8 protein-coding genes are annotated in these 11,953 nt (G+C 67.2%); 6 read left to right on the top strand and 2 right to left on the bottom strand.

Features of this window, described 5'->3' with window-relative positions; translation table 11 throughout:
- Positions 1–46: 46 nt before the first annotated feature.
- From ACIA8L_RS35250 to ACIA8L_RS35235, 4 genes are read left to right on the top strand one after another with little or no spacing between them, the layout of a single operon-like run.
- The gene (locus ACIA8L_RS35250; RefSeq protein ID WP_395911293.1) at positions 47–1,333 is read left to right on the top strand and encodes a branched-chain amino acid ABC transporter permease; all 1,287 of its coding nucleotides are present in this window, start codon (positions 47–49) and stop codon (positions 1,331–1,333) included.
- Positions 1,334–1,343: 10 nt separating this feature from the next.
- Positions 1,344–2,342, top strand: coding sequence for a branched-chain amino acid ABC transporter permease (locus ACIA8L_RS35245; RefSeq protein ID WP_395911291.1), 999 nt, complete (start codon positions 1,344–1,346; stop codon positions 2,340–2,342).
- Positions 2,332–3,309 carry an ABC transporter ATP-binding protein gene (locus tag ACIA8L_RS35240; RefSeq protein WP_395911289.1) on the top strand — a complete coding sequence of 326 codons (978 nt, stop codon included), beginning with the start codon at positions 2,332–2,334 and terminating at the stop codon, positions 3,307–3,309. Before ACIA8L_RS35245 ends, ACIA8L_RS35240 begins: the two co-directional genes overlap by 11 nt.
- The gene (locus ACIA8L_RS35235) at positions 3,306–4,112 is read left to right on the top strand and encodes an ABC transporter ATP-binding protein (RefSeq protein WP_395911287.1); all 807 of its coding nucleotides are present in this window, start codon (positions 3,306–3,308) and stop codon (positions 4,110–4,112) included. The genes ACIA8L_RS35240 and ACIA8L_RS35235 overlap by 4 nt, the downstream gene beginning before the upstream one ends.
- Positions 4,113–4,325: 213 nt before the next feature.
- On the opposite strand, the gene ACIA8L_RS35230 is transcribed toward ACIA8L_RS35235, so the two are convergent.
- The gene (locus tag ACIA8L_RS35230; protein ID WP_395911285.1) at positions 4,326–5,591 is read right to left on the bottom strand and encodes an ABC transporter substrate-binding protein; all 1,266 of its coding nucleotides are present in this window, start codon (positions 5,589–5,591) and stop codon (positions 4,326–4,328) included.
- A 289-nt stretch (positions 5,592–5,880) separates the two neighbouring features.
- On the opposite strand from ACIA8L_RS35230, the gene polA reads away from it, so the two are divergent.
- Positions 5,881–8,580 (top strand): DNA polymerase I, encoded by a 2,700-nt coding sequence (gene polA / locus ACIA8L_RS35225; RefSeq protein WP_395911282.1) that lies wholly within the window; start codon positions 5,881–5,883, stop codon positions 8,578–8,580.
- Between the two features lie 411 nt (positions 8,581–8,991).
- Here the strand turns inward: polA and ACIA8L_RS35220 are convergent, their stop codons facing one another.
- Complete coding sequence (locus ACIA8L_RS35220) at positions 8,992–9,801, bottom strand: class I SAM-dependent methyltransferase (RefSeq protein WP_395911279.1); 810 nt, start codon at positions 9,799–9,801, stop codon at positions 8,992–8,994.
- Positions 9,802–9,964: 163 nt separating this feature from the next.
- On the opposite strand from ACIA8L_RS35220, the gene rpsA reads away from it, so the two are divergent.
- A complete protein-coding gene (gene rpsA / locus ACIA8L_RS35215) occupies positions 9,965–11,563 on the top strand; it encodes a 30S ribosomal protein S1 (RefSeq protein WP_395911277.1) in 1,599 nt (532 codons plus the stop codon).
- Positions 11,564–11,953 lie beyond the last annotated feature (390 nt).

Below are 11,953 nucleotides of genomic sequence, written 5' to 3'. Positions count from 1 at the left end.
GAGGACCGGGATGCACAGCCAGTAACCGTTGATTCGAGGAGCACCATTGCGTAGAGCCGTGATCATGCTCACGGCCTTCCTGGCCTGCGTGATGCTCTCCTTCGGCATTGGCGCCACAAGCGCCTGGGCCGAGGGGGAAGCGCTGCAGGGAACGTTGAAGAACGGCGACAAGCCCGTCGCCGGAGTCAAGATCAACGCGTTCACCCAGGACGGCGCGCCCGCGGGCACCGCAACATCAGACGCCGATGGCAAGTGGAGTATCCCGGTCACCGGGCCCGGCGACTATCGGGTCGACCTGGATGTGTCCAGCCTTCCCTCCGGCGTCGTTCTGACGAACAACCGGCCGAGCCTGACCCCGAGCGTCGCCGACGGGCAGGCCCGCAATGTGCTGTTCCCGCTCGGACCGGCGGGCGGTGCGGCCAACCAGCCGGGTGCGCCCGCGAAGCCGTCGAGCTTCGACCGGTACGCCGACCTGTTCTACTCCGGCATTCACTTCGCGCTCATCATCGCGCTGGCCGCGCTCGGCATCTCGCTGATCTTCGGCACCACCGGCCTCACCAACTTCGCCCACGGCGAGCTGGTCACCTTCGGCGCGCTGATGGCCTTCCTCTTCAACGTGACCCTCGGGGTGCCGCTGGTCTGGTCCGGTCTGATCGCGGTCGCGATCGGCGCCGCGTTCGGCTATCTCCAGGACCGGGCCTTCTGGGGCTGGCTGCGCAAGCGCCGCACCAACATGGTCACCACGATGATCATCTCGATCGGCCTGTCGCTGGCGCTGCGCTACGTCCTGCTGTACTTCTTCGGCGGCGAGACCCGCTCCTTCGCCGAGTTCAACGCCCAGCCCGGCGAGCGCTTCGGCCCCTTCACGATCGCGCCCAAGAACCTCGTGGCCGACCTGATCGCGGTCGTGGCCATCGTCGCCGTCTCGTGGGCGCTGCTCGGCACCCGCCTGGGCAAGGCGACCCGCGCGGTCGCCGACAACCCGGCCCTGGCCGCGGCCTCCGGCATCAACGTCGACCGCATCATCCGGCTGGTCTGGACGATCGGCGGCGGCCTGGCGGCGCTGTCCGGCGTGCTCCTGGGGGTCTACCAGGGCGTCGGCTGGCAGATGGGCTTCCAGATCCTGCTGCTGATCTTCGCCGCGGTCACCCTCGGTGGCTTCGGTACGGCCTGGGGCGCCCTGGTGGGCAGCCTCGTCATCGGCATGTTCGTGCAACTGTCGACGTTGTGGATTCCGTCGGAGCTCAAGACCGTCGGCGCACTTGCGGTACTGATCGTGATCCTGCTCTTCCGGCCCCAGGGCATCCTGGGCCGCCGGTCGCGGATCGGCTGAGGGGGACGCGTTGAACTGGCACAGTATTTTCAGCGTCTCGCTGGAAGCGATCATTGCTTCATCGACGGTAGCCTACGCACTCGCCGCGATCGGCCTCAACGTCCACTTCGGCTACACTGGTCTGCTCAACTTCGGGCAGTCGGCGTTCCTGGGCGTTGGCGCGTACGGCATCGCGATCACGGTCGCCACGTTCGGCCTGCCATTCTGGCTCGGCATCGCGATCGGCCTGGCCGGGGCGGTCCTCCTCGCGCTGCTGCTCGGCATCCCGACGCTGCGGCTGCGGGCCGACTACCTGGCCATCGTCACCATCGCCGCGGCCGAGATCATCCGGCTCCTCTACCGGGCCACCGGCCTGCACAAGTGGACCGGCGCCTCGGACGGCCTGCAGAACTTCTCCGACACGTTCTACAACCTCAACCCCTTCCAGGGCAGCGGCGGCATCGACATCGGCGGCCTGATCACGTTCAGTGACAAGGAGACGTGGATCCTGATCGTCGGCTGGGCCCTGATCGCGATCAGCTGCCTGGTCGTGTGGCTGCTCATGAAGAGCCCGTGGGGCCGGGTGCTCAAGGCCATCCGCGAGGACGAGGACGCCGTGCGCAGCCTCGGCAAGAACGTCTTCTCCTACAAGATGCAGGCGCTGGTCCTCGGCGGTGTCATCGGCTCGCTCGGCGGCTTCGTCTACGCCCTGGACCGGGCGGCCGTGCAGCCGGACACCTACGGCACCGAGTTCACCTTCTTCGCCTACACCATCGTCATCCTCGGTGGTGCGGCCCGGGTCTTCGGCCCCGTCGTCGGCGCGTCGATCTTCTGGGTGCTGCTCGTCTTCATCGACGCGGCCCTCAACGAGGCGATCGGCGACAAGCTCATCCCGAGCTGGCTGATCAGCGTCAACCAGGCCGGTTCGGTGCGCTACATCCTGGTCGGCGTCGGCCTGATCCTGCTGCTGATCTTCCGCCCACAAGGCATCTTCGGCGACAAGAGGGAGGTCATGCTCGATGCCCGCTGAGTCCATCCAGGCGACCGGCACGGCCAAGGAGCGCGCGACGGCGGCACTCGCCGGCGTCGAGTGCGAGCCGGGCGTGCCGAAGCCGGACCCGATCCTCATCGCCGACAACGTGGTGCGCCGCTTCGGCGGCCTCACCGCCGTCGACGTCAAGCACGTCGAGGTCCAGCGCGGCTCGATCACCGCGCTGATCGGCCCCAACGGGGCCGGCAAGACGACCTTCTTCAACCTCCTCACCGGCTTCGACGCGCCGGACGAGGGGACCTGGACGTTCAACGGCAAAAGCCTTTCGGGGGTACCGGCTCACAAGGTCGCCCGCTCCGGGATGGTCCGCACCTTCCAGCTCACGAAGGCCCTGTCGAAGCTCAAGGTCATCGACAACATGCGGCTGGGCGCCACCGGGCAGAAGGGCGAGAGCTTCTGGAACGCCCTGATCCCGGGCCTCTACAAGCAGCAGGAAGCCGAGATCACCGCCCGCGCGGAGGATCTGCTCACCCGCTTCAAGCTCATCGCCAAGCGCGACGACTTCGCCGGCAGCCTCTCCGGCGGCCAGCGCAAGCTGCTCGAGATGGCCCGGGCTCTCATGGTGCAGCCCGACATGGTCATGCTCGACGAGCCCATGGCCGGCGTGAACCCGGCCCTGACGCAGTCGCTGCTCGGCCACGTCAAGCAGCTGCGCGAGGACGGCATGACGGTGCTGTTCGTCGAGCACGACATGGACATGGTCCACGACATCAGCGACTGGATCATCGTCATGGGGCAGGGCGGCGTGATCGCCGAGGGCACCCCGGACAAGGTCATGGCCGACCCCCGCGTGATCGACGCCTACCTGGGCGCCCATCACGACGGCGCGGTCAAGACCGTCGGCGGCGAGGAGATCGACGCCGGTGAGCTGTCCGAGGGCGACGGGGTGACCCTGGTCGGGGCCGTCGACGAGCTCGAGCGCGAAGATGGGAAGGACAAGCCGTGACTGCAGGTTTTGACGAGGACGAGGCCGCGGCGCCGGTCAGCAACGAGATCGTCGACCGCACCGAGCATGTGCAAAAAGCCGAGGGTGCGGTACTGCGGGCCGACGACGTCACCGCGGGTTACCTGCCCGGGGTGAACATCCTCAACGGCGCCGACCTCTACGTGCACGACGGCGAGCTGGTCGGCATCATCGGCCCCAACGGCGCCGGCAAGTCGACGCTGCTCAAGGCCATGTTCGGGCTGGTCAACATCCGCTCCGGCGAGGTGACGCTGCGCGGCGAGAAGATCACCAACCTGAAGGCCAACTCGCTGGTCGAGCGGGGCATCGGCTTCGTGCCGCAGACGAACAACGTCTTCGCCGCGCTGACGATCGAAGAGAACCTCCAGATGGGTACCTTCCTGCGGCCCAAGAAGTACAAGGAGCGCTTCGACTTCGTCACGCAGCTCTTCCCGACCCTGGCCGAGCGGCGCAAGCAGCGGGCTGGCCTGATGTCGGGCGGCGAGCGGCAGATGGTGGCCATGGCCCGGGCGCTGATGATGGAGCCCACGGTCCTGCTGCTGGACGAGCCGTCGGCCGGCCTGTCGCCGGCGCTGCAGGACGAGGTGTTCTTCCGGACCAAGCAGATCAACTCGACCGGCGTGACGGTCGTGATGGTCGAGCAGAACGCGCGCCGGTGCCTGCAGATCTGCGACCGTGGCTACGTGCTCGACCAGGGCCGCAACGCCTACACCGCCTCGGGCGAGGGGCTCATCAACGACCCGCGGGTGATCGAGCTGTACCTCGGGACGCTGGCCCGCGCCTGACCCGTTCGAAATGAACTCCCGCGTTCCCCGGCTTGGGGGACGCGGGATTTCTTTTGCTTTTTACACGGTGGGTCTTGCGTATTGTTCGCGGTGGTGATCTTGGATAAGCCGCTTATTGTTCCGCGAGCGGAACGTCATTGTTCCGTCTATGGGTTCTATGCAAAAGCCCCCCGCCGCTGAGTGCGGCGGGGGGCCTCTACAGGGCCGTCAGGCTCAGATCTTGCCGGCCTGGTACTTCACCGTCGGCAGGAGCTTGTTGTCCGGGCCGTAGGTGTAGACACCGATGGTGGCCTCGGCCGGGTCACCGGCGTCGTTGAAGGAGATCGGGCCGGAGAGGCCGTCGTAGTCGATGTCCTTCTTGGCCTTGATCAGGTCCAGGCACTGCTTGTAGGCGGTGCACTTCTCGCCGCCCTTGGAGACGGTGGTGAGGTGCTTGGCGATCTCGGCCGGGTTGTCGCTGCCGGCCTCTTCGGCGGCCAGGGCCGCGAGGATCACCGCGTCGTAGGACTCAACCGCGTAGTTGAAGTCCTTGAGGTCCTTGTTGACGCCCAGCAGGCGCTGCTTGAAGTCGGCCTTGGTCTCGGCGCCGGGCTGGGTGCCCTTGAAGCCGTTGAGCGTGCCGGCCGGGAAGTCCTTCGAGTAGTCGGCGATGTTGCCGTCGACGAAGTACCACTTCTTGTTCTTCAGGCCCGCCTCGACCAGCTTCGGGACGATCTTCTTGGTCTCGTCGAAGCCGATGATGGCGATCGCGTCCGGGTTGGCCGTCTTGATCTGACCGACCTCACCGCTGAAGTCCGCGGCCTTCGGGTCGTAGGTCACCGACGCGACGACCTTGCCGCCGCCGCTCTCGATCTCCTTCTTGGCGTTCTCGGCGAGGCCGGTGCCGTAGGAGTCGTTGAGGACCAGCATGCCGACGTTCGCGTTGCCGTCCTGGACGATCAGGTCGCCCAGCACGCGGCCCTGCAGCGTGTCCGGCGGGGCGGTGCGGAAGTACAGACCCTTGTCGTTGTAGGTCGTGAACGCCGTCGAGGTGTTCGCGGGCGAGATCTGCACGACCCCGGCGCCCGTGATCTTGTCGATGACGGAGAGCGAGACGGACGAGGAGGCGGCGCCGATGATGACGTCCGTCTTGTCCGTGAGCAGCTTGTTCACCGACTGGGTGGCGATGTCCGTGGAGGTGTCGCCCGAGTCCAGCTCCTGGATCTGAGCCGGCTTGCCGAGCACACCACCGTTGTCGTTGATCTCCTTGATCGCCACGTCGACACCGGCGAACTCCGGCGGGCCGAGGAAGGCCAGCGAGCCGGTCTGCGGCAGGATGGTGCCGATCTTGAGAACGCCGTCGCCGGCCGCGGCAGCGGCGCCGCCGCTGGTGGCCGCCGTCGTGGGGCTGTCGGCCTTGTCATCGCCACACGCACTGAGCGCCAGGGCGGCGGCGCTCAGCACGGCGACTGAGCGCCATCCGAGGTTGGGGCGGATCATCACCTGTCTCCTTTTTAACAGCGCGGTAGGCGTGGTTGCGCCTAGATGCCAAGACGCTGATAACGGCACAACCTAATGACAGTGCCCGCGCGGCACTAGGCCTTCGGCCCAACACGCCGCAGGAAGTTGCGCAGTCGTAATCTTCTTGTTCGCAACCGCAACTCGATTCGCATTGTGACAACTTTTTGGCAGCGCCGGCGTCACAACGGGTGTCGGGCGGGTGAATCGGACAAAACGGCTGAAAGGCCCGGCGGATTTTTTGTCGTACCCTCGGTCTAGGGTTGCTGGTGTGACGGGTTCGACTGACTCCAGGCTGCTGCTCCTCGACGGGCACTCGCTCGCCTACCGGGCGTTCTTCGCCCTCCCGGCCGAGAACTTCTCGACGGCGACGGGCCAGGTGACCAACGCCGTCTTCGGCTTCACGTCGATGCTGATCAACATGCTCCGGGACGAGCAGCCCACCCACATCGGGGTGGCGTTCGACGTGTCCCGCAACACGTTCCGGCTGGAGAAGTACGCGGAGTACAAGGCCAACCGCTCCGCGACCCGCCCGGAGTTCGCCGGTCAGGTGCCATTGATCAAGGAAGTCCTCAACGCGCTGCGGATCCCGTTCGTGGAGAAGGCCGGCTTCGAGGCCGACGACGTGATCGCCACGCTGGCCCGGCAGGCCGTCGAGGCCGGGCTGCCGACCTCGATCATCACCGGTGACCGCGACGCGTTCCAGCTGGTCAACGACCTCGTCACGGTGCTCTATCTGAAGCGCGGCGTCACCGAGATGGACCGCATGACGCCGGCCAAGGTCGAGGAGAAGTACGGCATCCCGCCGTCGCAGTATCGCGACAAGGCCGCACTGGTCGGCGAGGACAGTGACAACCTGTCCGGCGTCCCCGGCGTCGGCGACAAGACCGCGGCCAAGTGGATCGTGCAGTTCGGCGGGCTCAGCGGGATCATCGCCCGGGTCGACGAGATCAAGGGCAAGGCCGGCGAGAACGTGCGGGCCCACCTGGCCGAGGTCATGCGCAACTACGACCTCAACATGCTCCGCGACGATCTGGAGCTCGAGGTCCGGCCGGACGATCTGCGCTGGAAGGGCTGGGACCGCGAGGCGGTGCACCAGATCTTCGACTCGCTGGAGTTCCGGGTGCTGCGGGACCGGCTGTATCAGTACCTGGACGCGGTCGAGCCCGAGGCCGAGTCCGGCTTCGACCTCAACGGCGAGGTGCTGCGCGGCGGCGTCGGCGCCTGGCTCGACCGGCACGCCCCGGCCGGCACCCGCACCGGAGTCGCCGTCGCCGGCAAGTTCGGCCGCGGCACCGGCACGCTCACCGGCCTGGCCGTCGCCGTCGCCGACGGCCCCGCGGCCTGGTTCGACCCGGCCGGGCTCGACGCGGCCGACGACGCCGCGGTCGCCGCCTGGCTGACCGCGGAGGACCGGCCCAAGGTCCTGCACGACGTGAAGCCGGCCCGGCTGGCCTTCCAGGCCCGGGGCTGGACGTCCCTGGGCGGGATCGTGAGCGACACCGCCCTCGAGGCCTACCTCGCCCGCCCCGACCAGCGCACCTACAACCTCGACGACCTGGCCCTGCGCTACCTCAAGCGGGAGCTGCGCGTCGACGCGCCCGTCTCCGACAGCGGCCAGCTGACGCTCGACGGCCTCGGCGAGGACACCAGCGAGGCCGAGGAAAACCTCATGCTGCGGGCCCGGGCCACGCTCGACCTGGCCGACGCCATCGGCGAGGAGCTCACGCGCGACGGCGACTCGTCGTTCCGCCTCCTGGCCGAGGTCGAGCTGCCGCTCGTCGGCGTCCTGGCCGAGATGGAGCGGGCCGGCATCGCGGCCGACACGGAATACCTCAGCGAGCTGGAGTCCCAGTTCGCCAGCGGCGTCAAGAGCGCCGCCCAGGCCGCCTATGAGGTGATCGGCCGCGAGTTCAACCTCGGCTCACCGAAGCAGCTCCAGGAGATCCTCTTCAACGAGCTGAGCCTGCCCAAGACCAAGAAGATCAAGACCGGCTACACGACCGACGCCGACGCCCTCCAGAGCCTCTACGCGCAGACCGAGCACCCGCTCCTGGAGCACCTCCTGCGCCACCGCGACGTCGCCAAGCTCAAGACCACCGTCGACGGCCTGCTCAAGTCCATCAGCGACGACGGCCGCATCCACACGACCTACTACCAGACCGTCGCCGCCACCGGCCGCCTGTCCAGCACCGACCCCAACCTGCAGAACATCCCGATCCGCACCGAGGAGGGCCGCCGCATCCGCCGCGCCTTCATCGTCGGCGCGGGCTACGAGACGCTGCTGACCGCGGACTACAGCCAGATCGAAATGCGCATCATGGCCCACCTGTCCAAGGACGCCGCCCTGATCGAGGCGTTCAACTCCGGCTTCGACTTCCACGCCGCCACCGCGTCCTCGGTCTTCAACGTCCCGATCGACGAGGTCGTCCCCGACCAGCGCCGCAAGATCAAGGCGATGAACTACGGCCTCGCCTACGGCCTGTCCTCCTACGGCCTCGGCAACCAGCTCGGCATCACCCCCGCCGACGCCACGGTCCTCATGGAGGAGTATTTCGCGACGTTCGGCGGCGTCCGCGACTACCTCCGCGAAATCGTCGCCCAGGCCCGCCGCGACGGCTACACCGAGACCGTCCTCGGCCGCCGCCGCTACCTGCCGGACCTCAACAGCGACAACCGCCAGCGCCGCGAGATGGCCGAGCGGATGGCCCTCAACGCCCCGATCCAAGGCTCCGCCGCCGACATCATCAAGGTGGCGATGCTGCGGGTCGACGGGGCGTTGCGGTCCTCGGGCCTCGGGTCGCGGATGCTGCTGCAGGTCCACGACGAGCTGGTGTTCGAGGTGGCGCCGGGGGAGCGGGAGCCGCTGGAGGCCCTCGTCCGCGAGCAGATGGGCGGGGCGTATCCGCTCGATGTGCCGCTGGGCGTGTCGGTGGGGGTCGGCTCCGACTGGAACGCCGCGGATCACTAGCTCTTGGGTTTGCGGTTTGCCGCTGAGTGCTTTGGAGCCGGGGGAATGTGTGTCTTTCCCTCGGCCTTCGGCCATCCTTCGCGGCAGGAGATGTCGGCTGGGCGTTGGACCTGGGAGAGCCTTCAAGCCTCTGCTGCTCCGCGGCTCTCCTACTTCGGTCGGCTGAGCTGGCGCCGTCGGTTTGCCGAGCTCTTGCCGTCCGCTGCCGAGCTCTTGTTGTCTTCGTTGTTGAGCTTTCGCTCTGCTCTCTCGCTGTCCGCGGCCGAACTCTCGTGGCGTGTTGCTCGAAAAGTCGGGCGCTTGGCGTGTTGCTCGAAAAGTCGGGCGCTTCGCGCCACGACTTTTCGGACATTTCATGATATTGGTGGCGCTGGGGGTCTCACGTTCGTATTACCGTATTGGCATGGTTTCTTATTGCGGTTTTGTGGATACGAAGATTGCTGTGCCTGGGAAGATCTTTCCCCGCAGCGGGCTCCACTGGCCCCAAGTGTCTTTGTGGCCCTCTGGCCATTCTGGTTCGACCACGTTGTTCAGGACGAAGCCGGCGTCGACGAGCTCGCGGATTCGGTCGCCCAGGGTTCGGTGCTGCTCTACGTAGGTCGGGACGCTTTGTTCGTCTTGTTCGACGTATGCCCGGCGGTCGAAGTAGGAGTGGACCGCCACCAGGCCGCCCTCGCCCGGATCGTCCAGGAAGACCCAACGCATCGGGTGGGTGATGGAGAACGCCCAGGTGCCGCCGGGTCGGAGCACGCGGTACACCTCGCGCATGACTCTTGCGGAATCGGCCACGAACGGGATGGCGCCGAAGGCTGTGCAGACGATGTCGAACGCGGCCTCCGGGAACGGGAGCGCGCTGGCGTCGGCCTGCAGGAGAGGGATCTCTACACCCGAACGGGTGGAGCCGGCGCGGGCGTGGCGGAGCATGCCGGCCGAGAGGTCGGCCGCCACGACGGTCGCGCCCTGGGATTTCAGCCACCGGGAGCAGGAGGCGGCGCCGCAGCCGATCTCCAGGACCCGGCGGCCGGCCACGTCGCCGAGCAGGTGGGCGTCGGCCTCGCGCAGGCCCTCGGGGCACCAGACGAAGTCCGCGTCGCCCAGGAAGGAGCCGTGTTCCGCCTGGTAGTCGTCCGCGTCGGCGTCCCACCAGTGCCGGCTCGCCCGGCGGCTCTCGGCCGGGCTCACGGCGCGTCGTGTGACGCCTGCGTCAGGTGACGATTCCATGGGGAGCAACGGTAGGCCCGCGAAAGTCGGCAGATCGGGTCTGGGGGAGGGTTGGACCATGTGGTATGGCGCAGGGTAGGCTAATCGGTGCACTCGTGGGTTTGTGCGGCCTCGGCATGGAGCAGGCTCACGGTCGCCGAACACATCCTGAGCATCCAATGCATTGATTCTGCACTGCGACAGGCGGGTTGTGCCCGACGACGGGTCCGCGGGAGCGCGCAGGTTCACACAGGCCAATCCACCGACCGGAGCAACAGCCCACATGACGAGCAGCATCGAGGCCACCTCGAGCGCCAGCAGCAACAAGGTCACCGTCGACGACATCGGCAGCGAAGAGGCGTTCCTCGCCGCGATCGACGAGACCATCAAGTACTTCAATGACGGCGACATCGTCGAAGGCACCGTCGTCAAGGTCGATCGGGACGAGGTCCTGCTCGACATCGGCTACAAGACCGAGGGTGTCATCCCCTCGCGCGAGCTGTCGATCAAGCATGATGTCGACCCTGCTGAGGTCGTGTCGGTCGGTGACCACATCGAGGCCCTTGTTCTCCAGAAGGAGGACAAGGAAGGCCGTCTGATCCTGTCGAAGAAGCGCGCCCAGTACGAGCGGGCTTGGGGCACGATCGAGAAGATCAAGGAGGACGACGGCGTCGTCCGCGGCTCCGTCATCGAGGTCGTCAAGGGTGGTCTCATCCTCGACATCGGCCTCCGCGGCTTCCTGCCGGCCTCCCTGGTCGAGATGCGCCGCGTGCGCGACCTGCAGCCGTATGTCGGCCGCGAGCTCGAGGCGAAGATCATCGAGCTGGACAAGAACCGCAACAACGTGGTTCTGTCGCGCCGGGCATACCTGGAGCAGACCCAGTCCGAGGTCCGGACCGAGTTCCTCCACAAGCTGCAGAAGGGCCAGGTCCGCAAGGGCGTTGTGTCCTCGATCGTCAACTTCGGTGCGTTCGTCGACCTCGGTGGTGTCGACGGCCTGGTGCACGTGTCCGAGCTGTCCTGGAAGCACATCGATCACCCGTCCGAGGTGGTTGAGGTCGGCCAGGAGGTCGAGGTCGAGGTTCTCGACGTCGACCTGGACCGTGAGCGCGTCTCCCTGTCGCTGAAGGCGACGCAGGAGGACCCGTGGCGCCAGTTCGCCCGGACCCACGCGATCCAGCAGATCGTGCCGGGCAAGGTCACGAAGCTCGTCCCGTTCGGCGCGTTCGTCCGCGTCGACGACGGCATCGAGGGCCTGGTGCACATCTCCGAGCTGGCCGAGCGCCACGTCGAGATCCCCGAGCAGGTCGTCCAGGTCGGCTCGGACGTCATGGTCAAGGTCATCGACATCGACCTCGAGCGTCGCCGGATCTCGCTGTCGCTCAAGCAGGCCAACGAGGGCTTCGTCGAGGGCGAGGAGCACTTCGACCCGACCCTCTACGGCATGTCGGCCACCTACGACGAGCAGGGCAACTACATCTACCCGGAGGGCTTCGACCCGGAGACCGCCGAGTGGATGTCCGGCTTCGAGAAGCAGCGCGAGGCGTGGGAGCAGCAGTACGCTGAGGCCCGCCAGCGCTGGGAGGCCCACACCAAGCAGGTGCAGACCGCCCGCCAGGCCGACGCGACCGCCGAGCCGGCCGCAGCCGCCCCCGCAGGCGGCGGCGCCGTCACCTCCTCCACCCCGACGGCGACCCGCGCGCCCGAGGAGCCGGCCGGCACCCTGGCCACCGACGAGGCCCTCGCCGCTCTGCGCGAGAAGCTGGCCGGCGGCAAGAGCTGACCAGCGCAGCGAGGTAACTGCAGCACCAAGAAGGCCCCGGCTCCCACATGGGAACCGGGGCCTTCCCGCGCGTCCTGTACCGAACGCAGCTCCTGCAAGCCGGAAACCGTCAACGACACGGATATCGTGATATGTCCGAAAAGTCGCGGCGCGAAGCGCCCGACTTTTCAAGGGGCGTCGTTGGTGGTGGTGTTTGAGGGGCTTCGTTGGTGGTGGTGTTTGAGGGGCGTCGTTGGTGGTGGTGTTTGAGGGGCTTCGTTGGTGGTGGTGTTTGAGGGGCGTCGTTGGTGGTGGTGTTTGAGGGGCGTCGTTGGTGGTGGTGTTCGAGGGGCTTCGTTGGTGGTGGTGTTCGAGGGGCTTCGTTGGTGGTTAGGTGCGAAGCCAAAGGCT

Origin of the sequence: Dactylosporangium sp. NPDC051541 (assembly GCF_044454505.1) — a bacterium.
Lineage (GTDB): Bacteria > Actinomycetota > Actinomycetes > Mycobacteriales > Micromonosporaceae > Dactylosporangium.
The sequence above is the reverse complement of the archived record's forward strand: the minus strand, read 5'-3'. Positions and strand labels throughout refer to the sequence as shown.

Bases quoted from the DNA above. Each gene is read 5' to 3' on its own strand.
- ACIA8L_RS35240 (WP_395911289.1), top strand. From the start codon at position 2,332: ATGCCCGCTGAGTCCATCCAGGCGACCGGCACGGCCAAGGAGCGCGCG.
- ACIA8L_RS35230 (WP_395911285.1), bottom strand. From the start codon at position 5,591: ATGATCCGCCCCAACCTCGGATGGCGCTCAGTCGCCGTGCTGAGCGCC.
- ACIA8L_RS35220 (WP_395911279.1), bottom strand. From the start codon at position 9,801: ATGGAATCGTCACCTGACGCAGGCGTCACACGACGCGCCGTGAGCCCG.